This is a genomic window from Terribacillus saccharophilus (genome assembly GCF_002272745.1).
Taxonomy (GTDB): domain Bacteria; phylum Bacillota; class Bacilli; order Bacillales; family Amphibacillaceae; genus Terribacillus; species Terribacillus saccharophilus_B.
This window is the reverse complement of the sequence record NZ_NPBD01000011.1, coordinates 70,257-93,845: the sequence shown is the minus strand read 5'-3', so window position 1 is coordinate 93,845 and position 23,589 is coordinate 70,257. Positions and strand designations below refer to the sequence as shown.

Here is a 23,589-nt window from a genome sequence, read left to right as displayed (position 1 = left end):
CTCTTTTTTTATTCCCACTCGATTGTTGCTGGTGGCTTACTCGTAACGTCATACACGACGCGGTTTACATGTTTTACTTCGTTGACGAAGCGTACAGAGATACGCTCCAATACATCCCAAGGGATACGAGCCCAGTCGGACGTCATACCATCAATAGAAGTTACCGCACGAATTCCTAGCGTGTAGTCATACGTACGAGCATCTCCCATTACACCGACGCTCTTGAATCCTGGAAGGACAGTGAAGTACTGCCAGATATCACGTTCAAGGCCAGCTTTCGCAATTTCCTCATGCAGGATTGCATCGGATTCACGTACGATTTCCAGCTTTTCTTCTGTAATCTCACCGATAACACGAATTGCTAGTCCAGGACCTGGGAATGGCTGACGGTGAACGATTGCATCCGGCAAACCAAGCTCAGTTCCTAGTTCACGTACTTCATCTTTGAACAATGTTTTCAATGGTTCGATCAATTCGAACTGCATATCTTCTGGCAGTCCGCCCACGTTATGGTGGGATTTGATTGTCTGTGCTGTTTCTGTACCACTTTCTACGATATCCGTATACAGTGTACCTTGTGCAAGGAAGTCCATGTTTTCAAGCTTGGATGCTTCATCATCAAATACATAGATGAACTCATTTCCGATGATTTTACGTTTTTCTTCCGGATCAGAGACTCCTTCTAATTTGCCCAAGAAACGATCCTGTGCATGAACAGCAACCAAATTGATTTTGAACTGGTCACGGAATGTTTTCTCAACCATTGCACCTTCGTTTTTACGAAGCAAACCATGGTCCACAAAAATACATGTCAGCTGATCGCCGATTGCTTTGTGGATAAGGGCAGCTACTACGGAAGAATCTACACCGCCGCTCAATGCGCAAAGAACGTTTTTATCGCCGACTTGCTGGCGGATTTTTTCTGTTTCCATTTCGATGAAGTTTTCCATTGTCCATTCCGCTTTTGCATGGCAGACGTCGAAAACGAACTGCTTCAGCATATGGTTTCCGTACTCGGAATGGCGCACTTCAGGGTGGTACTGAACACCATAAAGGTTACGTTCCTTGTTGCTGATGGCAGCAACTGGGGTGGACGGGCTTGTCGCATCGACGCTGAAGCCTGGTGCTGGATCCAATACTTTATCACCATGGCTCATCCAGACTAGCTGTTTTTCCGGTGAATCTTTAAAGATGACAGACGGGTTTGTCAATGTAATCTCCGCACGGCCGTATTCCCGGCTGTCAGCACGCTGAACGTTTCCGCCGAAATGCTGCGTCATTAGCTGCATACCGTAGCAGATACCCAATACTGGAATTCCTAGTTCGAAGAGTTCTTCGTCACAGCGGAAGCTATTTTCGTCATATACACTGTGCGGTCCACCGGAAAGGATGATTCCTTTCGGGTTCATCTTACGAATCTCATCTGCTGTCAGTTTGTGGGAATGTAATTCGCTGTATACACCGAACTCCCGGATCCTTCTTGTGATCAATTGATTGTACTGGCTGCCAAAGTCCAGTACCAATATCATATCTGTATCGATATCCAAAGTCTGTCCACTCCTTCATTATTCTCTAGATATAAGCAGGTCGGGTGCATGCACCACATTTTACCTTTATCACGTCTTGAAAAAACAGAAGCTGAATCCGCGCCGTGTTTAAGGCGGAATCCAGCAAAAGTAACGTTGTCGGCTCAAGCCTTCACAATCGTCAGCAGCATTGTACTGCGTCCTTCTGAAGGTGCTTATTGCCTCTTATTCTATCAATGTGCCCAAAATGGGTCAAGATGCCGCTTGTTTAATTAAATTTTCCCACAATTCGACAGCATTTATCCATGCAGGCGCGCTTTTTTCGTTTCGGTACAAGATTCTTTCGTATTCGCTCGTCAGTTCAGACATCTGTTTATTGCCAAATTCCCGATCAATTGTAATGGCATATTCCCTGAGCGTCTGACCAGAATGACGTTTGAAGCCCTTATGTGCCAGCAGGCGCAGTAAATAATGATAGGCTTTTTCATACGTCTCCTCAGATCGCTCATTCCGGTATTTTCGAATGTAATATGCTGTCAGCCATTTGTAGCGAGTGACATACAGGGCGAGTGCTGCTATAAGAAGTACTGCCGACGGAATAATCCAATACAGTGGATGAACTGAATTGCTATCCGTTTGACTATCTGCCACCTGTTCTTCTTCCTGCTGCTGCTCTTCTGGCTGCTCTGGAGCCGGGCTTTGTTCTTCTTCTGGCGTTTCTGTTTCTGCTTCCGGAGTCTCTGGCGCCTCATCTTCTTCGCTAGTAAACTCCGCTGGGTTTGCAAATCCTTGAGTTGGTTCAAATGGAACCCAACCAGTTTCCGGGAAATACACCTCTACCCATGAATGAGCATTTCCGTTCGTAACGAGATAAGAGGACATACCATCAGGAGTAGATACACTTGGGTTCGACCCAGGCTGTCCTGCCGTGAACCCTTTCACCCAGCGCGCGGGTATATCTGCTGCTCGTAACAGTACAACCATTGCAGACGAGAAGTTATCACAATAGCCGATTTTGCTTTCAAATAGAAATTGATCAACATAATCCTGATCATCTTCTGGTACAGGAATATCCTGTGTCTGGTATTGGAAGCCATTTTGATTGAAATATTGTTCCACTGCCTTTGCCTTATCATACCGTGTATCGGCAGAAGAAGTGATTTCGTCGGCTAATTCACGGACACGCTCCGGCAAATATTCAGGCAGCTGCGTATAGCGGTAATGGGTATTGTCATCATCCAACTCTGAATCATTGCGTAGATCATCGATATTATACTGTGGTTCTTCAAAGGCTATCGTGTAATTCTCATCTGGATATTGCGCACGATTAAATGTTTCTACGACACCGAAATCAGAATCGACAGCAGCTCCTACCTGCCCGCTGAAAAATGTCTGCACACCATATGGATATACGAGCCTGTCCAGTACTTGATTTTGACTTGGATAGACAATTGCTTCCCGCGCTTCAGTGGCTACATTTTCTGTGTAGAGATCAATACCGACCTGGTCTCCGCTTTGGAAGCTTTGCGGTTCTGCATCCCTTGAACGTTCCCAGCCTTTGCCTGTATACACATCCTTACTGTCAACACGCCAATAACCACTCGCTTCTGTCGCTGCCCAGAATGCGATTGAATTATCCTGAACAAACGGACCTCCAAGACGGGAATCATTTTCTCCGTAGCCTACTTTTTGGATGCCGCCTTCCCCTTCATTTTCATTGTTGTTATCTGACATCGTTTGGATAAATGGCACAGGGTCAGCCCATTGTGGCGGCAGCTTCGGTGCTGCATAGCCTACTGCAGCGGAAACAGCAAGTATGGAAAGTAGCGGGATGCTCCAAAGCAGCACTTGCTTCGGAAACTTCCGTTTTTCTCTGCCTTGATAAAGTCTTGCAAAGGTAGAAATCCCCATCGCAAAAAAACTGATAAGAAAGACACGGACAATTGCTCCGCTGCCATCGTAAGGGGTAAATGTATCAAGAATCCCGATGTAAAGGAAAGTCATAATAATAAAGAAGAAAATACGATTGGCTACAATGAACCAGTAATAGAGCAAATAGCTCATCAGCCAAAGCAAAGTCAAAAATAGTAACGTTCTAAAAAATGGTGTCAGCGAGACAAAGTCACCAGTAAACAGGAATTGAAGATTATTTTGCAGCTCCGTTAGGATAAACGTGAACCAGCTTCCGGATATTAAGTTTTCCTGTATAAGAAAAACTTGAAGAACTATTAACATTAAAACAAACTTCAGCAAAAAGCTGACCCACCAGCGCAGTTTAAGCGCGGACAGCAGGAAGCAGATCGCTGTGAACACAACGAAGATGGGCAAATTGCCTGTATCGCTAATCTGATCAAGCGGACGGAGCCATTCCCAAAACAAGAGGAATCCACAAACAAAGATAAGATAACGCAGCCACTGTATTTGACCGATTTTTCTACGCATTTCGCTGAACCTCCGTTTGTACCGTTTGCTGTATCGGATAGATATCCATCTGATGACCAAGCTGTCGAACTTCCCGTATTAGGTTCTTTTCCTTTGTTCCAACTTCTGCATGACGACAGATGTATAAAACGGTCAGTATATAACCGCTTTGCCTTAATTTGCGGAGCACTGCCAGCTCCCGACTGTCCAAATCCGTTGTTACATAATAAACTGTTGAACCTTTAGGCTGTCGGGACAGTTCTGCTGCTAAAGCGTGTAACCGCGGCTGTTCCTGCTCCTGTTTCACAGTAGTCAAATACTGCTGCACACGCTGAAGCTGAGCACTGCCCATTGCGGCTGGCAGCCACTTAGCTGAATTGCCGATGCTCATGAAGCCGACTTGCTCATTTCTGCTTTTCAGCTTCTGGTAGACAGAAAAAGCAATGACGACGCTATATTCAAAAAGATCTTCTGCCTGCCTTGCTCCCCTTCTGTCGAACGCCACGAGTACATCCGCACTCTTTTCCTGTTCAAATTCTTTCGTCATCATATCTTGTTTTCTGGCAGATGCTTTCCAGTCTATCCAGCTGAACCGGTCACCCGGGGTGTACTCCCGAATACCTGAAACAACGCTAGTCTGCTTTGAACGCGGAGCATAGGCAACAGCAGCACCTTCTTCAAAGACGCTTTGCGGATTCCCAACTGTAACCTCCCTTTCAGCTGGATAAACATGCAGCTTCTGTAAGACTTCAAAAACCACTTCTTTTTCGACCAGCTGAAACGGGTCGCCAGTACGCAGACGAATTTGATAGAAGCTATGCTCCCCTCGTGGAAGCCTGTCCAGCACATATTGGATTTTAATATTCCTCCGAAACCAGGGAAATAGAATATGCTGCTTCGGCTGACGCGATTGGCCAATCTGCAGTGTTCCGTCTGGTCGGCTTACTTTCAGCAGAGATCGGTCATAAAGATCTTCCATTTCCAAATATACAAGCGGGAAGGGAAAACGGCGGGTCAAGCTGACTTCAACAGTCACTTCTCCACCGCTCCTGATATATGTTTTGGAAAGCGTACGATTCACCTTCCAGCTAGCAAGCGGGTAGCACAGCACCAGCAGCACATAAAGCAGAATTGGAAGAAAAGCATAAAACAGAAACCAGCTGACAAAACCGCCTTGGAACATGCTGTAACAGAATAAGATGGCAGCCAGCAAGACGATGCCTCCGAGCCTAAAGGCAAAGCGGAACTTACCTTTCATGTACAGATTCCCTCTCTACAGGTACGTCCACTGCTCCCAGCAAACGGTGGACCAATCTTTCAGGTGTCAGGCCATCGTAGCGTGCTTCTGAACGGATTAAAATTCGGTGACCAAGTACAAAAGGCGCCAAAACTTGCACATCATCCGGTAAACAATAGTCGCGATTATGAATATAAGCATAAGCCTTCGCTGCCCGCATCATAGCAATGGATCCGCGCGGGCTAAGTCCTAAATAAACATCCGGATGACTGCGGGATATCTGCGCTAAATCCACTATATATTGCTGTATCTGAGGAGCGACATACACATTGGCTGCCGCTTCCTGCATTTTTAGTAAATCTGCTTTAGTCATAACTGGCTCAACACGATTAATTGGATGTTTCATACCAACAGCATCAAGCATCTGCATTTCCTCTTGTGCATTCGGATACCCCATCCGCAGCTTGAGAAGGAAGCGATCCAGCTGTGCTTCAGGCAGAGAATACGTACCTTCGTAGTCGACAGGGTTCTGTGTTGCCATGACAAAAAACGGATCTGCAAGCGGCAATGCATTCCCCTCTACAGTAATATTTTTCTCCTCCATCGCCTCAAGCAAAGCAGACTGTGTCTTTGGAGAGGTACGGTTAATCTCATCGGCAAGCACGATATTCCCTAAAATCGGTCCGGGACGGAACTCGAATTCCAGCGTTTTTGGATTGTAGATAGAAACACCTGTAACGTCAGATGGCAATAAATCAGGTGTGAATTGGATACGTTTGAAATCACAATCAACTGAACGTGCAAGGGAGCGGACCAGCATCGTTTTACCGACACCCGGTACGTCCTCCAGCAAAACATGACCGCCAGCAAGGAGTGCAGTCAGACTAAGTACAATTGGTTCTTCTTTTCCAATGATCACTTTATTAATATTATCTATAATCCGCGAGACTGACGGATGATAGGTTGATAGCTTCGTCATACAAGCATTCCCTTCAAATTGGATTCGACAGAATATTTTGGACAAGTGTTCCTTATATGTTACCTGCCATACACGGCTTGCCGCAAGCTATTTACTTGTAAAATTATTGGCATAACAAAAAGAAGGCACACTCTGTGCGCCTTCCTTTCAAATTAGGATTCACGAACCCTTTTCGGTTTGACTTCCTGCCATTTGAATATTTTATTAAGGAAATTAAAGATATGCTTGGATTCTTTTGTCATCAATGGGCCAAGTATGGCAAGAATCAGCACGTACAGCGCTGAAAACGGCTGCAGCACACCCATAAGTCCTCCGGCCAAACCTATATTGGCCATGATAATGGAAAACTCTCCACGAGAGACAATAGTTAGACCGATGTTCGTGGACGCTTTATGTGATAGACCTGCCCGCCGGCCAGCGATCATACCAGCAACAAAGTTACCGATTATCGTGATGGCTACAGCTCCGAGTGCAAGCCATACAGCGTCTCCCAGTGTCGTCGGATCGATACTCAGACCAAAGCTGAAGAAGAAGATGGCCCCAAAGAAATCACGGAATGGGACTACCATATGCTCGATCCGCTCACCTTGATCTGTTTCAGAGAATACAAGTCCGAGTAAGAGGGCCCCGATTGCTTCGGCTACATGGATTGTCTCCGAGAAGCCTGCGATAAAGAATAGTGATGCGAAAATGACGATGATAAATATCTCATTAGAGGAGATACGTAGAAGCTTGCTTAAAAGAGGTGCTGCCTTCCGTGCGATGACGAAGAACAACAGCATATAACCTAGCGCGATCAGAATGGACAGGATTGTTCCTCCCAAAGAATTGGAGTCTCCTAATACCAAGCCTGATACAGTGGATAAATAAACAGCGAGGAAAATGTCCTCAAACATAATGATACCTAGGATCAATTCAGTTTCCGTATTACCGGTACGACGCAAATCTACAAGAACTTTTGCAACGATCGCACTGGAACTGATTGTAATGACACCTGCAATAATCAATGTTTCTTTGATTGGAAAACCGAGTATAAACGGATACAAGAAGCCTAGGGCAAAGTTGATACCGATATAGATACTGCCGCCTACAACAATATTTTTACCTGATTTAATCAGTTTCCCTATTGAGAATTCCAACCCTAGATAGAACAGGAGGAATAGAACACCAATTCGTCCGAGGAATGCAATTATATCTTCACTGTGGACAAACTGGAGATTAATAATGCCAAAACTAGGTGCATGTGGTCCGACCAGCATCCCGATGATAATGAGGAACGGGATGATGGAGAAGTTTAACTTGTTGGCAAGTATGGCTGCGATTGCGATTAAAACAAGCGCAGTCCCTACTTCAAATACTAAATGGTCCATAGCCTATCCCCTTTCTTTCAAGAATAATTCACTGTTGGCACGTTTAATATCGGCCCGCTCTCCTGAGATAACAATCGTATCTCCACTTTTGAATACTGTATCTACACCAGGGTTCAGTTGCTTCGAATGATTCTTGCGAACGATCCCAATGATGTTGATGTTGTAATTCTGACGGATACCGATTTCTCCAATGGTCTTACCGATGATCGGAGCACTCGGGCCAAGCTTATACCATTCGATTACAAGGTCATCGAATGCGACTTCAATTGTTTCCACTGCCTTCGGCTTATAAGTCATACCGCCGATGATAGAAGCGAGCTGTCTTGCCTCAGAATCGGTGAAAGTAACACCGGAAATGCTTTCATCCAAATCTTCGTCATCGTAATGGTAAACTTCCCGACGGCCATCGTCATGGATGATAACGACTACCTTATCGTCATTATCCGTCATAAGCTCGAACTTTTTTCCGATACCTGGCAAATCTGATTCACGGATGTTCATACTGATGCCTCCTATTTCAATTGTTTTGCCTTCCGGACGACTTCCTTGAACTTACTGTCACTTAGTATTTCTTGCAAATCATGAATCGAATCAAGATCCGCTTTCGCCATGAACACAATACCGCCTTCTTCAACAAATGCGACATGCTCTCCTTCTTTGACGCTGAGCACATCCCGGATATGTTTCGGAACGGTGATCTGCCCTTTTGAACTAAGCTTTGCTAACTCCATGATTTCGCCCTTCTTTCAAGTATTCCTTACATTCTTTACTTTCCTTACAACTAAAGTTTACTATACATCCAGGATAGGTGCAAATAGCGCGCTTACAATACTGAAAATTTTCTACATCTGCTGTTCAATAATTTGTCACAATCAATCAGGGATTATTTTGCCAATTTACACTAGTCACCTTATTGCATATCCTTTATACTATAAAAAAAAGAACAAACGTTCTGATTAATAGAGCATACCTAGGAGGACGAACAGCCAGATGCAATTTCGATACGCATATACTGCAGGCAAAGAAGCAGTTATCCGGCATGAGCTAGAACGGAGCATTTCCGATTATGTAAAGGAAATCATCCCGGATGCACATCGACTCTATTCCAAGAAGACAGCTTCCACTAATAAAGGACAAATTCGACAGGATTGGCGCAATATCATCAATAGAGATGGCCAGGAAATAAACCAGATCTATATTGAGATGTACAAAGAACTAACAGATGGGTCTTCCTATTACATTGCTGATGTCGAATTGACAAAATAAAAAACGATGCGGAGTTACTCCGCATCGTTTCGTGTTTTTATTGATAATAGTTCTCCAGCCCCTGCACAATTCCAGAAGCAGCTTTTTCCTGATAGCTGCTTGTTGCCAGATTAGCAGATTCTGCTGAATTGGTGATATAACCAATTTCCGCTAGGATCGCTGGTGCATTGGTATTACGCAGTACGCTGAAATCAGCTGCCTGCGTCCCCCGGTCAATCGACCCAAGCTGAGAAGAAAGATTCTCCTGTACTGTCGAAGCAAGCTGGACACTCGTATCGCCATCCGGATAATAATAAACTTCTGTACCGCTGACGTATTCCTCTGAAGTAGCATTCAAGTGAATACTTACGAACATGGATGCATTCGCAGCATTTGACATAGCTGCCCTCGCTTCCAGCGCTACAAATGTATCATCGTCTCGCGTCATGATTACATTCGCTCCCATATTCTCCAGCTGTGCTTGTGTTTTTAATGCAATGGACAAGACAACGGACTTCTCATAAAAGTAATCCCCGATTGCGCCGCTGTCTTTTCCGCCATGACCTGCATCAATCACAATTGTTTTTCCTTTTAACGGTGACAGGCTGTAAGATGCTTCATTTTCACTTGTTGTTATGAAATCCATGCTCACATAACCCGTTGTACCATTATGTTCAATTTGTGCCCAATTATTTTCAATCGAAAGAATAGAGACAGCATCTCCATTGTACAGACTATCTACCACAGAAGCTGACATATCCGGAGTTGATCGGACATTCAACGAAGTGGCAACTTGGACATAGCCTTCTGTTGCATCAGCAGACTGTGACGTCTGCTGCACATCTGCTTGTGCAGATCCCGAGTCTTGGGCTCCGCTGACAAACACCATACTTATGTATCCCTCTCGCCCATAATAATCTATCTTGCCCCAGTCATGATTGACTTCCTTAATTTCAATTGCTTGCCCGCCTTGCAGTTTACCAATTACTTCTGCATCATTAGAAGGCTCTGCTCTTACATTCAGAGACGTCGATACGTCGATAGTTCCGCTATTCGCATAACTCGTTGCCGGCATAAAAGCAACTACTGCTATAAGTGCGATAATAAAGACCAACAGCGAGCGGTGCGTCAGATGTTTTCCTAGCATACGATTCCCCTTCCGTCTTTGTAGAATTTTGTAGATTCGCCATCCATTATAGATGAATATGTTACCAATTAATAGTCTAATAGTCTTGCCAAATAATTTACAATTCTCGCTTCTCAGAAGAAATCTAAGCTTTTACGGGCTACTTGACCAAGTCATGGAAAGTAAAAGGCAGCAAATACTAGATTTGCCGCCTTACACCCGAATGAATAAATAGATTATTCTGTGTATTCTTTTACTCCTTGCACAAGTCCAGTGGCTGCTTTGTCCTGATATGCACTCGATGCTAGCTTCTTCGCTTCTGCAGCATTTGTGACGAATCCGATCTCTGCTAGCACAGCAGGCATGCTTGTGTTTCGAAGAACATTGAAATCAGCACTCTTAATGCCTCGATTACGTGATCCAAGCTGGTTCACGAGACCACTTTGCACACTGTTCGCTAGTGACTGGCCGCTGGATGAGCCAGGATAATAATAGACTTCCGTACCGCTTGCTGATGTTGCCGAGGAAGCATTTGCATGAATACTCACAAACACATCAGCTCCTGCTGCATTTGCCTTAGCAGCTCGGTCTTCCAGTTCAATGAATGAATCCCCGGATCTAGTCATGATCACATCAGCACCTTGTGCTTTGAGCTTCGCTTCTGTTTTCTGTGCAATAGGAAGAACAACATTCTTTTCGAGCACACCGTTGGCGACAGCACCGCTGTCTTTGCCGCCATGCCCAGCATCAATAGCAATTGTCTTTCCTTCTAATGCACCTGAACTCGTCTGTATATAAGTCATGCTTACATAGCCTGTTTTGCCTTTGTATGTAATCTTGCCCCAGCTGTTTGTCACTCCTAACAAATCAACCGTTTCTCCCGGATGCAGACTTCCAATAATGGCAGAAGAAGTGGATGGCTCTGCCCTAACATTCAAAGTCGTATCAACATCGACCGTTCCGCTTTGCGCGAAACTTGTCGACGGATAGAGCAGGATAAACGCACCAAAAAGAACTAAAACCCCTATTAATAACTGTCGTTTCATATACATGCATGTCCTCCTTTGCTGATACTAATCAGATGTTGTCACAATTATAGAGGACATGCTGTATAGCAGATAGACCCAAACCAGTAAAAGGTGCAGACGTTCTAGATGACATACTTGTTTTTCCAGACATGGGTGTACCTGCATAACCTTTTCCCCATTACTAAACTGCCATAATTCGCTTAACGGTTAGCAAAAATCTGTTCTGTACTATGTGAATAAACTTCGATAATATTTCCGAATGGATCCTGACAGTAAACGAGATAATACGCCTTTTCTTCATCTAGCGGCCATATTTTGCTGATGATTTTTCCGCCTGTCTTCTCGATTTTTTTTGCCATGCCGTGCACATCTCCGCCTTCAGCCACTATACAAAGATGGAATATACCCGGTTCCCAAGGTTTTCTAGCAGTCTCCCCTTTCGTTTCCGGAACGACAAACTCAAATAATTCAATGCCAACCTGATTTGATGCACTCATATGGACATTCCGGATATGCTTCACTTCTTCTCCCTGAAGATCACGAGTCATGTCACCTTCTTCTGTTTTCATGTCGAATGGTCCAGCAATGATTCGGAAACCTAAGGCCTCCTTATACCAATTGATTGCAGCATCGAGATTGGAAACCGTCATGCCAATGTGCGTAATTGCTGTCATTTCGCATCTTCCTTTCCATTTTTCGGATGTTTTTTACAAAAAAATTATATCCTTCTCCTTTTTCACTTCACAAACGTTTTCAAACACCGATTATATAGGTGAACGGATCTATGTTCAGAGGGGGATTACCATGAAAAAGAGACATGGCTTAGCAACAAGGTTAATGATTGCCGTTGCAGTGATCACAATCATCTGCGGCGCGGCTGTCGGTACAATCAGTTATATGACGGCCAAAAACGAGCTGATTGATGCTGGAAAGATGGATTTGCAACATATGGCCAACAGCGCCACCAGTCTTCTCACAGTGTTGAACGAACGCGTGGAAAATGGTGAAATGACCTTAGAAGAAGCACAAGAAGAAGCTCGAAATATATTGAACGGTCCTATAGAGGATGGCGCCTATGATTTATCGCAATCAAATTTTAATTATAAAAATGGTGCCGGCTATATTATCGCTTACGATAGCCAGGCAAATATGGTGCTTCATCCAAGTGAGGAAATTGGTTCGCCGCCAGGAGATGACAATACAAAGAAAAACAGGAAAGACATGATTTTATTAGCACAATCGGAAGATGATAACGACAGTTTCCTGAGCTACGACGACACTGACGAGAAAACAGGAGAAGTAAGAGAAAAGATGGCGTATGTGAACTATTTCCAGCCTTGGAACTGGACGGTTGGTATTACAGTCTATACCGACTTGTTCTATAAGGATCTGGAGACAGTCAAATGGATCATCATCGGAGTTACGGCCGGTATTACAATACTCAGCCTAATTCTTTTCTACTTCCTAATCCGTCCGAAACTGACACAATTAAAAGCGGTGACCGACGCAGCTACACAGCTTGCTGCCGGTGATTTCAGAGAACAGGAATTGAAAGAAACGAAGGATGAAATCGGTGTCTTGAGTAATGCTTTCACCAAGATGTCTGGCGAACTGCGCACATTGGTACAAAGCATCATCCAATCCAGTGATAAAGTATCAGATGCAGCTTCAGAGCTCTCTGCAGTAAGTGAGGAAACATCTGCAAGCAGCGAACAAGTCGGCGTGGCAGTAGATGATATTGCCAATGGAGCCAGCTCTCAAGCATCTGATCTGGAAACGACAACATATCATTTAAGCGGATTTAACGATAGCATCCTGACGATGACTGCACAAAGTGATGCAATTGCCCAAGCCGCGCTCCAAACAAGTGAAGCGACGACAAAAGGCAGCGATATGATGCATAATCTGACGTCGGCGAATAATGCTTCCATGCAGTCAGTAGAAGCTATCTCAGCCGGAATGCAGGAACTCGATAAGAACTTGCAGAAGATTGTCCGAATTACTGATGTAATCGAGAATATAACAGAAGAAACGAATCTACTTGCTCTTAATGCAAGTATCGAAGCAGCACGCGCAGGAGAACATGGCAAAGGCTTCGCAGTCGTTGCTAGTGAGGTTCGAAAGCTTGCTGATCAGTCAAATGCGGCTACGAAAGAAATCCAGCAAATGATTAGCTCTATTACGAAAGAAGCAGCTGAGAATGTAGCTCGGATTGAATCGAATAAACAGCAGGCAGAACAACTAAATCACTCCGTCGTTGCTACAGCTGCTGAGTTCACAGCCATCGAGGCGGCAGCAGAAGCCACAAAGAATGCCGGCAACAGATTACTCGAAGAAATCAAGCGAGTCACTGCACAAACGAATGACATTACGGACAGCATCCAAAATGCATCCAGTGTATCTGAAGAAACAGCTGCCAGTGTAGAAGAAATCGCAGCCTCGATCGCCGATCAAATCCAGGCTGTCGCAAATATCGCAACATCCGCAGAAGAACTGACGCATATAAGCCGTCAGCTTAATGAATCAATTGCAGTATTCAAGCTATAAAAAAAGCGACCATGAGCCTTAGCTCATGGTCGCTTTTTAATCAGGTGCATCCTTCACATTCGTAGTATTGTTTGCTTGCATCCAATGTACGCAGCAAGCTGCCGATTTCGACTTCTTCTGGTTCAACGAATTCCAAGTCTGCCACACGTTCCTTAATGGACTGGCGCGCTTCTTCTTCAGAAGCTGCAACGTGACTGAATTCACTTGTTTCGCCAGTTGGCAGGATTTTGTACTCGAATAGGTATCTTTGCATATTAACGGCCTCCGTAACACAATATCTAGTGTACATCCACTATACACCATCCCATATATACAGGTCAATTGTAAAAATGCACTTCTAATATATTGCTAGTTTTCTTAATAATCTGTTTCCCACCCCCGCCGCCTGCTAAACAGTTTTTCTGCTCATAAAGGAAATTTAACTCCATCCTTAATAAGTTGGGACAGCCTAGCATACGTTATACAAAGGAGGTAGGGACGTTGGAATTTCCTATGATTATGACGAACTTCTGGGATGCCGTGCTTGGTGTGCCCATCGTTCTTATTTTTACGCAAATCGTAAAGCACCTGCTGCCACTTTCCGGCAAGTATACGCCTACGATTGCCTTACTGAGCGGTTTGATTTTATCTATCTTTTTCAGCCATCCCAACAATTTGATTGCAGCCATATTTATGGGCTATTTTTATGGCTATGCTGCTATTGGAAGCTATGCAGCCTTACGATCTACTCTTCGCGCCTATCGGAAAGACAAGCATGATTACCGTTAACGACACGAACGCCGGACAGGCGTTCTTTTATATTCCGTATACGTTCTGGAGAATTGTATCTTTAACTCGCCCGAATGTTTCTCCATCATAAGCATATGGATAGCTCATAAGCTGCAAAGGAAGAGGTGCTTCTCCCTGCCGCAAGGGCGGCTGTTCATAAGGAAAATCATGAAGGTGAAACCCTAACTTTTCATAAAATCGCACACGACGTGCAGCATTCTCTTCCCTGTTTGGCGGCTCTACCTCGAGAATGATTGGTTTTTCTGAGCTAATTATGACTTCTTTCATGATCTTACTGCCCATCCCTTGGCCTCGAAAATCTTCATTGACTGCAATATGTTCAATAAACGCTAATTCCGGCAAAGTATAAATCGCATAAAATGCCGCAAGTTTACCTTGTTTTTCATATATGTGAATGTGATAATCTTCCCTCTCAAGCAACGCTTTTTGCTCCGCATAACTGCGATACTCCTCAGGAGGAAAAGCATTTTCCATCAACTTATATATTGTATTGAAATCCTGCATTTTAAAACGTCCCTTTTTTTCTATTATTATACATGAAAAAAAGCGTCAGCCGCAGCTGACACTTCTTTTTTTTCAACCTTTAGGACACTACTTCAGAAATACCTTTCACTACTGCAAAGAACGTAACCCAAAGAGGAATACTCAAGCCTGTACCATATAATAATCCCACGAAAAAATTATTCTCATTTTTCTTCATTACTGTCCACTCCTTCTTTTTTGAGGATGCAGAACTTGCTTATATACATTCTACAATGAAAGCGTTTACATAGCAAAGGTTTTTCTTATGCCAAATTTCTGCACCATACGCTTTCTTACTTCAAGCTTTCCCATATGTAGACGTTGATAAACGCTTCAGCTCTGGAACAGGACATTTGCAGGATATAAGCAAGAAAAATACCAGTCAAACTACCGAACATATTTTGACTCTATTTTGAGAAACTAATGACTATATGGAAGGAGGAATACAGATGGCTAAATCAAAGCAAGAAACTGCCAATGAAGTAGCAGAAAAGATGTATGACGCAAAAGATTATGGCTATACAGATCTTATCGATAAGGGAACAGCCCTTACACATGAACAAGTTACAGATACTTACACCGAAGGCACCATAGACGGGAAGATCGATAATGTAAGAAAAGATGGATCTCTTAAAAATGGAGAAGGAAGAGAAATCCCTCGAGAGGGGTTTTGAATGAAAAGGGACAGCACGTATTGAGCTGTCCCTTTTTCCCTATTGCCTCCGGACATCTTTTGTCCGTTGGTGAAACCATTCATAAAAACGGTTCGCTTCACTTGCTGGAATATCTTTGATTTTATTATGCAGAACCGGCTTGGCCCGATTGATGGATTCGATTGTTGCCAATTTAAGCCAACGCTGCAGCGGATTCTGATTTCTAGCTACCTCAATCATTTTGTTTCTTTTGGTCACAAACAATGTCGTTGTTAATGCTCCCGTCTTAATCTGGAAGAATTTCTCGCTGATTAGATAGCTCGTATGTTTAAAACTCAAATAGCGATGCCCTTCTATCAAGATAAGCAGGACAATAGAGACAATCCACCACTTTATTTCATATCCTAGCAGTTCTGGACGCCAGAAATACAAGGTGATGGTCACTCCGAGCCAAATAATACTCGGCTGCAGTAAGCGGTAAAGCAATACCTTCTGCTCCAGTCTCTCCATTGAAAGCTGCACCTCATACTCCGGCAATATCTCGGTAATCAGGATCTTTGCCTGTTTCAGCGGAAAATAGGGATAAAGCGAGTTGATAGTTTCCGTCTCGTCGCTAATATCCAGTGAACCTGTACTAATCAGCTTCACCTTCGCTAATCCTAACAGACGATGCAAAATCGGCTGGGTGATTTCAATGCCCTGTACCCTATTTTTCCGAATGGAAAAGGCTGATTCACTTAAAAGTCCTGTCTGGATATAAATATGCGTATCATCTGATGCCAGCTCATAGTTGCCGTATTTCAGTACGACCCGCCACATCCCGATAAGCAGGGACACCGAAATAATTCCAATGAGTCCAAACGCCGTAACCCACCAGACTTTCAATAGCGGTAAATACTGACGTATCTCGCTCCAATCGAAGAAAATATCGAATTTCAACAAAAAGGATATCAACAGTGGCGGAACCAGTAAAAAGCTCAACGAAGTGAACGATGCTCTGATAAGTTCCTTCTTTGTAGGCTTGAAATGGATTATTTTCTTCTCAGTATGAGGAACTGTCTGTTCAGATACTCCATCTTCTTCTTCGACATCGTCTCCACTTATCTCTATTTCCTGTATAGCAGCTTGCTCCTGTACATTTCCTTTCGTCAGCTGTTCTAATCGAGAGGCTTCTTCTTTGGTCAGGACTTGGAAGTCTACAGCTTTCTCCTTCGATCCTGTTTCAAATTTAATCGCAGTTAATCGAAGTAAGCGATGTAAAAGATTTGTATGCTTCGTTACATTTTGGATTTTTTCGTACGGAACAGTTCGACTTGTTTTTGAAAAGATGCCGTTATACAAGTGAAACGCTCGCTCATCGGCTGTATATTTATCTGTAAACCATTTTAGAATACTACTGATAATAGAAAGCAGTATTATTCCTAGAATGCCGTATTTTGCATATGCTCCCCAACCATCTGTATTGTTGAAAAAGAAAACAATTATAAGCGGTACAATCCAGCCCCTAACTGTTTTCACAATAGCAAACAACATATTAGCCGGATGATAACGTCTCTTCTCCATCAGTCATCCTCTTCCTTTGCCTTAGCATACGCTGCGATTTCATCCCTCAATGCATAGGCTTCTTTATCAGGCAATGCCGGGATGCTGTATTCGCCAGCCATTGTCTCGATCTCTACTGCCCGAAGTTTGTATCTCCTTAAAAGTGGTCCTTGCTTCGTTTCGACAGATTGGATTTTCGTGACCGGAATAAGCTGATCTTTCTGGAACCATGCCCCTTGTCTTAGTTGGACATATTCCTCGTCTATATCATAGCGCCAGTTGCGATGGTCGATGATAGTTCCTAAGTAGCCAATAATTAAGAGCGGTACAGAGATGATTAACAGAATTAAAAGTACTGTTCCAATCCAATCCGGCCATTCGAAAAGAAAATCTAGTCCAAACAGAACAGCAAAAATCAGCAGTATGACAGCATCAAAAATGACATCCCCTATCAATCCGACGCGCAATGATTCCTTTGGCAATTTATGCTGGGGTTCTTTTACTTGAGTTTGCATCGGTTTCCTCCCTTTTATCTCTCTACTAATTCTTTACGAGAAAGAAAATGAATAAGTTCCAAAATTGTACTAATGAAATAGTACACCACTACCAAAAGGCAAGCAATATAATTTTGGTAAAATATTCTTATTTGTAAAGAGTTAAGGGATAGAATGTACAAGCAAGCGAAATGCGTCTATGGCTTTCTTCCTAACGGCTGTAACATAACGGAGAACATATTATCTACAAAAAAATGGACCCGGTACGAGACCGGATCCATTCTTTTATTTTGCGGGCTCAGGATTTACCTGACCGCTCCTATCTTGTTTTTCAATTTTCCTTACAGCATCACTGCTAGTATCCACACGTTTTACAAATAGTGCAAGCACCAATGCCACAATATTAATCGCTAGTGCTACCCAGAAGGCAGCTTGGATACCTGCCAACAGTGCCTTCTGCGTCATTAGCGCAGTAGATGCTTCTGTTAAAGTGGCTGGGTCAACTCCAGCCATCAAACTTTCACCTTCATTTTTCGTTACAGAGTTCATGATTGTTACTAAGATGGCTGTACCGATTGAACCGGATACTTGCTGAGCCGTGTTGTTCACTGCTGTACCATGCGGGTTCAGAACAGTTGGCAACTGGTTCAGACCATTTGTCATGATTGGCATCATTACCATCGACATACCGAACATCCGCAATGTGTAGATGAAGATGATATAGGCATAGCTGGAATCTAGCTGTAAGTGTGCAAGCATATAAGTAGAAACTGCTGTTATAGCCAATCCAACCACTGCCAAAATTCGCGGTCCGAATTTATCAAATAGACGACCGGTAATCGGTGACATCACACCCATGATAATGGCACCAGGAAGCATCATCAATCCTGAATCCAATGGTGAAATTCCGCGTACATTCTGGACATATGCTGGTGTCAAAATCATACCAGAGAACATTGCCACAGCATTTACGACAGAAATAACCGAGGAAAGTGCAAACATTGGATGCTTATAAACACGCAAGTCCAATAACGGTTTGTCCATGCGCAATTGACGCATGACAAAGATAATTAAAGCAACTGCACCGACAATCAATGTCGTTAGAACGATTGGATCTGTCCAACCGTCAGAACTTGCAGAGCTGAATCCATAAAGCAATCCACCAAATCCAATGGATGAAAGCACAATGGAAAGATAATCAAGTGTTGCATCCGTATTCTGCTGCATGACATTCTTAAGCTTCCAGACAGCAAGTAACACACTGATAATTGCCAATGGAAGAATCATTTCAAACAATACGCGCCAATCGTAGTATTCTACAATGTAACCAGACAAAGTAGGCCCGATAGCTGGTGCTGTAATCATAACAAGACCGAAGATACCCATAGCTGTACCGCGTTTTTCACGAGGGAAACTAACTAGCATAATGTTCATCAGCAAAGGTCCCATTACAGAAGAACCTGCCGCTTGGATCATACGTCCAGTCAGCAATAAGCCGAAGTTCGGCGCGAATGCTGCCAAGGCAGTACCTAATGTAAAGATAATCATTGCTGTAATGAACAACATACGGTTGGAGAACCGAGTAACTAAAAATGCGGAGGCTGGAATTAGCACCCCACTGACCAGCATATAACCGGTCGCAAGCCATTGTACTGTTGAATAATCCTTGATATCTAAGTCAACCATGATAGATGGCAAGGCGACATTCAGCAATGAGTTATTCAAGAAGGAAACAAATGCTCCTACAAATAAAATCGCAAGCATCAAATATGGTACTTTTCTAGGTTGTGTTGCTTCGGTGTTCAAATTTCTATCTCCCTTTATTCATTTTTTAGTGCTGCATAAGCGGCCGTTTGCAGAGTGTTGCGTTGATTCCTTGCTTTTGAAGTGTCTCAACTAGCTTCTTCATCAAATCATCGCTTTTTTTGATTACTGTGCTGTACATCAGTCGACCTCTTTTCTTTGCAGTCCTTTTTTTATCAAGCTAATTTGTGCATCATAATTGAAGATGGCTTCTTCATCCGTAAGATCATGGACGAATACCTGCACAAGATTATGAAAAGTAATAGCTCCGACAATCCTAATGACATGCGATAGCTCCTGCTTATCTTCAATGTTGAGATAAGAGGTATCCACCATCTCAAGTGTTTGAGAGCGTTCATTCTTTAAGCTTTCTTTATAAATGTTGTTTGCCATAGTATTTTCTTTCCTATGGTTCATATTCAGAAAAGCATATCGAAGGAAGTCTTTATGCTCCTCATCATGGCGTAAAGATATCATATAGCGGAACTGATCCGCTAAAGCATCCATTAAGTTCCCTTTCTTTTCCTGAAGAATAGAATTCAACTTTTTATTATTCTCCTGCGCTACCTGATTCAGCAGATAATAATACAGATCCTCTTTATCCTCGAAATACTGATAAAAGCTGCCTCTAGGTATTCCGGCATCTTTAATGATGTTTGCTATAGACGCTTCATGCAGAGGGACGCGAGAGAATTCTTTTTTAGCTGATTGAATCAATGTATTTTGTTTATCTTCCGGTAAAGAAAGAAAGGTTTGCTTCGGCATTTCTTCCCTCCTGCCCAAACATATGACAGCATGTCACAATTGATGATTATTTGATTATATGTGACACCGTGTCACATGTCAAGACTATACTACTAGTTATTACTATACGAAGAGAAACGGATGCCCGATAGACAATCCGTTTCTCTTCTTTCCTATAATTAAGGCAAGTTATTACCTGCTGTTCGATACAATTTGTACCACTCTTCCCTAGTCAGCTGAACATCCTGGGCCTTACAAATAGACTGGATTCGTTCCGGATTCATAGAACCAATGACAGCTTGAATAGAAGCAGGATGGCGCAGTATCCAGGCAATCGCAATTGCTGATTTGCTTACAGCATACTTATCCGCCAGCTCCTGAAGTGCTGTATTTACTTCCGGGAAGTCTGGGTTGTCGACAAATACGCCTTCTATCATACCAAATTGGAATGGAGACCACGCCTGAACCGTCATCTTGTTAAGCTGACTATACGGAAGTAAACCGCTGTCCCTCACGACTGACTCTCTGTTCTGCATGTTCACATTCAATCCAGCGTCAATTAGAGGCGTGTGCATCAAACTGAGTTGAAGCTGATTGATTATCAGATCATCTTTTACATAGTGCTTCAGCAGTTCTATTTGTTGGGGATGATGGTTGCTGACACCGAAGTACCTTACCTTTCCGGTTTCCTTCAGCTTCTGGAAAGCCTCCGCTACTTCCTCTGGCTCCATCAGTGCATCCGGACGATGCAGCAATAAGATATCGAGATAATCTGTCTGCAGCCTATTGAGGATAGCATCCACACTGGACTGAATATGTTCCTTGGAAAAATCGAAATATCCCTGGCGGATTCCGCATTTTGACTGCAGAATCAAATCCTCACGCTTTATCGTACTCTCTTTGAGTGCAGCAGTAAAAACCTCCTCTGACGCACCTGCTCCGTAAATATCAGCATGATCAAATAGGTTGATGCCAGCCTCTGTGCTTGCTTCAATCACGTTAACAGCTTCCTGCGTATTCAAATCATTCATACGCATACAGCCGAGGGCGATCGGGGCAGTGTTCAATTCAGTTGTTCCAAGCTTCATCGAATCTCTCCCTTTTGTCTTTTACTGTAATACTAGCTTCAATCGTTCCAAAGCCCATTCCAGTTCATCTTCGGTGATAATTAACGGCGGAGCAATGCGAATTACTGTCTCATGTGTCTCTTTGCAAAGCACACCAAGCTCTTTCAGTTTTTCGCAGTACGGCCTTGCCGGCTCCGTCAATTCGATACCAACAAACAACCCTCTGCCTCTGATTTCCTTGATCTTATCCGAAGTTAATTGCTGCAACTGTTCCTGGAGATAGGTTCCGAGACGATAAGAACGAGCAGCAAGATTTTCTTCTTCAAGCACATCCAGCGCGGCAATTGAAACTGCACAAGCTAACGGATTTCCGCCGAATGTGGAACCGTGTGAACCAGGGTTGAAAACACCTAAAACATCTTTATTGCCTGCTACACAGGAAATAGGAAACACTCCGCCTCCTAACGCCTTGCCAAGAATAAACAAATCAGGAGAGACATCTTCCCAGTCACAAGCAAAACGCTTACCCGTACGTCCCAATCCTACTTGAATCTCATCAGCGATAAATAAGACATTCTCTTGCCTACACAATTCTGATGCTGCTTTCAGATACCCTTCTGGCGGAATAATAATGCCAGCTTCCCCTTGGATCGGTTCCAGTATGAAGGCAGCAGTGTTTGGCGTGATGGCCGACTTCAAAGCATCCAGATCACCATACGGAATAATTTTAATTCCAGGTATCATCGGACCGAATCCGCGGCGATATTCTGCTTCTGAAGATAACGAGACTGCAGTCATCGTCCGGCCGTGAAAGTTTCCGCTGCACACGATAATTTCTGCATGGTCATCAGCAATCCCTTTTACATCGTACCCCCAGCGTCTGGCCGTCTTGAAAGCTGTCTCCACGGCTTCAGCACCAGTATTCATTGGCAGAATCATATCCTTGCTAGTTAAAGCCGCAACTTTTTCGTACCATAAGCCTAGCTGATCATTGTGGAAAGCACGGGATGTGAGCGTAACCTTTTGTGCCTGCTCAATGAGTGCTTCGATAATTTTCGGATGTCGATGACCCTGATTCACCGCCGAATAGGCACTGAGCATATCCATATAGCGCTTGCCATCGGTATCTTCTACCCATACTCCCTCTGCCTTTGAAATAACGATAGGAAGCGGGTGATAATTATTCGCTCCGTATTGGTCTGTCAATTGCATCAAATCCTGTGCATCTGTAGCCTTCATCCCAACTGCCCCTTTCCAGGTTCATTTGGCGCCCATGATACAGCGCAATCATTCTGCTTTTATTTTAACAAAGTAACAACACTATGTAAGCGCTATATCAGAAATAAAATAATGAATCGTCTTCCATTAGGATTTAGACGATTCATAGGTTGGCATAATTCCGAGGCGCTGAAGAACAATAAATGCATATTGCAGCAAAAAGCCTCCTAATAATACAGTCAGTACAGTACCCGGTCCAATCGGGCCTGCAAGTAAAAAGGCAGAAACAAGGCAGACTGCATACAAAAATGTTTTAGTAACAGCTACACTTGTATGTAACTTATCGATTAATACAAGCATAAGCCGATCAATCGGAATAGGTGCGAACTTTGTATGCAGATACAAAGCTGTTCCAGCAGCGAGGAGCAGCTGTGCACAAAGAAATAAACCTGCCCGGCTGATTATCGACTCTAGATGCATCCCAGCCAGCAGAAATAACCACCCATCGAGGAAAAGACCAGTTGCGAATGCAGTCAGCAAGCCCGCTAATTCGGGTGCTGTACGAGTGAGCAGGGAATTTATCAAAATAAAAATGCCCGCAAGGATAATTTCCCAGACTCCTACCGTCATACCCGCACTTTCCGCTAATCCAACAAGTACCGCATCGAACGGCGATGTTCCCAAGTCCGCTTCGATAGTTAAGGCAATTCCAAGGGTCATGAAGAGAAGACCTGAGAAAAAGAGTGTTCCTCTAGCCCACATTCTCCTGTTTTTCCATAATAACATGAGGAATTCCATCCTCCTCAAATTCATCTGAAACGCCCTTATAACCGAGCTTTTCATAGAATCCTCTCGCTTGAACTTGAGCATGGAGTTTGTATTTCTTTTTACCAGTTTGTCGAGAAATTTCTTCAAGACTTGCAATGATTACTCGGCCCAAACCATATTTTCGATATGGCTCCAGCATACAAATACGCTCCAATTTAGCATAATCATCGACATAGCGAATACGGCCCGTTCCAACCGCTTCACCCTCATGGTATACAAGAATATGCTGGCAGCCCTCTTCTAACCCATCGAACTGATCGAATTCATCCTCTAACGCGACTCCTTGCTCCTCTACAAATACCGCTAAACGTATCGCCTTTGCTTTCTCTAGATCATTCTTATCTTGTATAATTTTATATGAAGCCATAATACACCCTACTCTCAATATTGATAAATCTATTTAAACAATATTATGTTGCAAGTGCAACATAATAAAAAGTGAAATCAGGG

At 43.5% G+C, this 23,589-nt stretch carries 24 protein-coding genes; 4 read left to right on the top strand and 20 right to left on the bottom strand.

Annotation, left to right across the window (positions count from 1 at the left end):
* Positions 1-8: 8 nt before the first annotated feature.
* The 7 genes from guaA to CHH58_RS13140 form a co-directional block, all read right to left on the bottom strand.
* Positions 9-1,529 carry a glutamine-hydrolyzing GMP synthase gene (gene guaA / locus CHH58_RS13170; RefSeq protein ID WP_095233421.1) on the bottom strand — a complete coding sequence of 507 codons (1,521 nt, stop codon included), beginning with the start codon at positions 1,527-1,529 and terminating at the stop codon, positions 9-11.
* Between the two features lie 249 nt (positions 1,530-1,778).
* On the bottom strand, positions 1,779-3,968 hold the full coding sequence (locus CHH58_RS13165; RefSeq protein WP_095262643.1) for a DUF4129 domain-containing transglutaminase family protein: 2,190 nt from the start codon (positions 3,966-3,968) through the stop codon (positions 1,779-1,781).
* A complete protein-coding gene (locus CHH58_RS13160; protein WP_095262642.1) occupies positions 3,961-5,205 on the bottom strand; it encodes a DUF58 domain-containing protein in 1,245 nt (414 codons plus the stop codon). The genes CHH58_RS13165 and CHH58_RS13160 overlap by 8 nt, the downstream gene beginning before the upstream one ends.
* Positions 5,195-6,163, bottom strand: a complete 969-nt coding sequence (locus CHH58_RS13155) for an AAA family ATPase (protein ID WP_095230916.1) — start codon at positions 6,161-6,163, stop codon at positions 5,195-5,197. Before CHH58_RS13155 ends, CHH58_RS13160 begins: the two co-directional genes overlap by 11 nt.
* A gap of 152 nt (positions 6,164-6,315) precedes the next feature.
* Positions 6,316-7,533, bottom strand: coding sequence for a cation:proton antiporter (locus CHH58_RS13150; protein WP_095230915.1), 1,218 nt, complete (start codon positions 7,531-7,533; stop codon positions 6,316-6,318).
* Between the two features lie 3 nt (positions 7,534-7,536).
* Positions 7,537-8,034: a cation:proton antiporter regulatory subunit gene (locus tag CHH58_RS13145; protein WP_095230914.1), complete on the bottom strand. Its 498-nt coding sequence runs from the start codon at positions 8,032-8,034 to the stop codon at positions 7,537-7,539.
* An 11-nt stretch (positions 8,035-8,045) separates the two neighbouring features.
* Complete coding sequence (locus tag CHH58_RS13140) at positions 8,046-8,264, bottom strand: AbrB/MazE/SpoVT family DNA-binding domain-containing protein (RefSeq protein WP_038558498.1); 219 nt, start codon at positions 8,262-8,264, stop codon at positions 8,046-8,048.
* Between the two features lie 259 nt (positions 8,265-8,523).
* On the opposite strand from CHH58_RS13140, the gene CHH58_RS13135 reads away from it, so the two are divergent.
* Positions 8,524-8,799 carry a hypothetical protein gene (locus tag CHH58_RS13135; protein ID WP_095230913.1) on the top strand — a complete coding sequence of 92 codons (276 nt, stop codon included), beginning with the start codon at positions 8,524-8,526 and terminating at the stop codon, positions 8,797-8,799.
* A gap of 37 nt (positions 8,800-8,836) precedes the next feature.
* On the opposite strand, the gene CHH58_RS13130 is transcribed toward CHH58_RS13135, so the two are convergent.
* The 3 genes from CHH58_RS13130 to CHH58_RS13120 all read right to left on the bottom strand — a co-directional run bounded on the left by CHH58_RS13130 (position 8,837) and on the right by CHH58_RS13120 (position 11,606).
* Positions 8,837-9,925, bottom strand: a complete 1,089-nt coding sequence (locus CHH58_RS13130; RefSeq protein ID WP_095230912.1) for an N-acetylmuramoyl-L-alanine amidase — start codon at positions 9,923-9,925, stop codon at positions 8,837-8,839.
* A gap of 215 nt (positions 9,926-10,140) precedes the next feature.
* On the bottom strand, positions 10,141-10,956 hold the full coding sequence (locus CHH58_RS13125; RefSeq protein WP_095234532.1) for an N-acetylmuramoyl-L-alanine amidase: 816 nt from the start codon (positions 10,954-10,956) through the stop codon (positions 10,141-10,143).
* Between the two features lie 176 nt (positions 10,957-11,132).
* Entirely contained in the window at positions 11,133-11,606 is a 474-nt protein-coding gene (locus tag CHH58_RS13120; protein ID WP_095262660.1) for a VOC family protein, read from the bottom strand.
* A gap of 130 nt (positions 11,607-11,736) precedes the next feature.
* On the opposite strand from CHH58_RS13120, the gene CHH58_RS13115 reads away from it, so the two are divergent.
* Positions 11,737-13,479 (top strand): methyl-accepting chemotaxis protein, encoded by a 1,743-nt coding sequence (locus tag CHH58_RS13115; protein ID WP_170937627.1) that lies wholly within the window; start codon positions 11,737-11,739, stop codon positions 13,477-13,479.
* A gap of 40 nt (positions 13,480-13,519) precedes the next feature.
* Here the strand turns inward: CHH58_RS13115 and CHH58_RS13110 are convergent, their stop codons facing one another.
* On the bottom strand, positions 13,520-13,732 hold the full coding sequence (locus tag CHH58_RS13110) for a hypothetical protein (RefSeq protein WP_095233306.1): 213 nt from the start codon (positions 13,730-13,732) through the stop codon (positions 13,520-13,522).
* A gap of 227 nt (positions 13,733-13,959) precedes the next feature.
* Here CHH58_RS13110 and CHH58_RS13105 point away from each other — a divergent pair, with 227 nt between their 5' ends.
* The gene (locus CHH58_RS13105) at positions 13,960-14,247 is read left to right on the top strand and encodes a hypothetical protein (RefSeq protein ID WP_095230908.1); all 288 of its coding nucleotides are present in this window, start codon (positions 13,960-13,962) and stop codon (positions 14,245-14,247) included.
* A 27-nt stretch (positions 14,248-14,274) separates the two neighbouring features.
* Here the strand turns inward: CHH58_RS13105 and CHH58_RS13100 are convergent, their stop codons facing one another.
* Complete coding sequence (locus tag CHH58_RS13100; protein WP_095233305.1) at positions 14,275-14,772, bottom strand: GNAT family N-acetyltransferase; 498 nt, start codon at positions 14,770-14,772, stop codon at positions 14,275-14,277.
* A 467-nt stretch (positions 14,773-15,239) separates the two neighbouring features.
* Between CHH58_RS13100 and CHH58_RS13095 the strand changes: the two genes are divergently transcribed.
* Positions 15,240-15,464, top strand: a complete 225-nt coding sequence (locus CHH58_RS13095) for a YozQ family protein (protein ID WP_095230906.1) — start codon at positions 15,240-15,242, stop codon at positions 15,462-15,464.
* Between the two features lie 39 nt (positions 15,465-15,503).
* On the opposite strand, the gene CHH58_RS13090 is transcribed toward CHH58_RS13095, so the two are convergent.
* The 8 genes from CHH58_RS13090 to CHH58_RS13055 form a co-directional block, all read right to left on the bottom strand.
* Entirely contained in the window at positions 15,504-17,006 is a 1,503-nt protein-coding gene (locus CHH58_RS13090) for a PH domain-containing protein (protein WP_095262641.1), read from the bottom strand.
* Positions 17,006-17,500 carry a PH domain-containing protein gene (locus tag CHH58_RS13085; RefSeq protein WP_095233303.1) on the bottom strand — a complete coding sequence of 165 codons (495 nt, stop codon included), beginning with the start codon at positions 17,498-17,500 and terminating at the stop codon, positions 17,006-17,008. Before CHH58_RS13085 ends, CHH58_RS13090 begins: the two co-directional genes overlap by 1 nt.
* 264 nt (positions 17,501-17,764) lie before the next feature.
* Positions 17,765-19,243: a DHA2 family efflux MFS transporter permease subunit gene (locus tag CHH58_RS13080; RefSeq protein WP_095230922.1), complete on the bottom strand. Its 1,479-nt coding sequence runs from the start codon at positions 19,241-19,243 to the stop codon at positions 17,765-17,767.
* 180 nt (positions 19,244-19,423) lie between these two features.
* Positions 19,424-20,047 carry a TetR/AcrR family transcriptional regulator gene (locus tag CHH58_RS13075; protein WP_095230903.1) on the bottom strand — a complete coding sequence of 208 codons (624 nt, stop codon included), beginning with the start codon at positions 20,045-20,047 and terminating at the stop codon, positions 19,424-19,426.
* 158 nt (positions 20,048-20,205) lie between these two features.
* Positions 20,206-21,114: an aldo/keto reductase gene (locus CHH58_RS13070; RefSeq protein ID WP_095262640.1), complete on the bottom strand. Its 909-nt coding sequence runs from the start codon at positions 21,112-21,114 to the stop codon at positions 20,206-20,208.
* 21 nt (positions 21,115-21,135) lie between these two features.
* Complete coding sequence (locus CHH58_RS13065) at positions 21,136-22,332, bottom strand: ornithine--oxo-acid transaminase (protein WP_095260945.1); 1,197 nt, start codon at positions 22,330-22,332, stop codon at positions 21,136-21,138.
* A gap of 126 nt (positions 22,333-22,458) precedes the next feature.
* A complete protein-coding gene (locus tag CHH58_RS13060) occupies positions 22,459-23,097 on the bottom strand; it encodes a YczE/YyaS/YitT family protein (protein ID WP_095230900.1) in 639 nt (212 codons plus the stop codon).
* On the bottom strand, positions 23,063-23,506 hold the full coding sequence (locus tag CHH58_RS13055) for a GNAT family N-acetyltransferase (protein WP_095262639.1): 444 nt from the start codon (positions 23,504-23,506) through the stop codon (positions 23,063-23,065). The genes CHH58_RS13060 and CHH58_RS13055 overlap by 35 nt, the downstream gene beginning before the upstream one ends.
* Between the last annotated feature and the right edge of the window lie 83 nt (positions 23,507-23,589).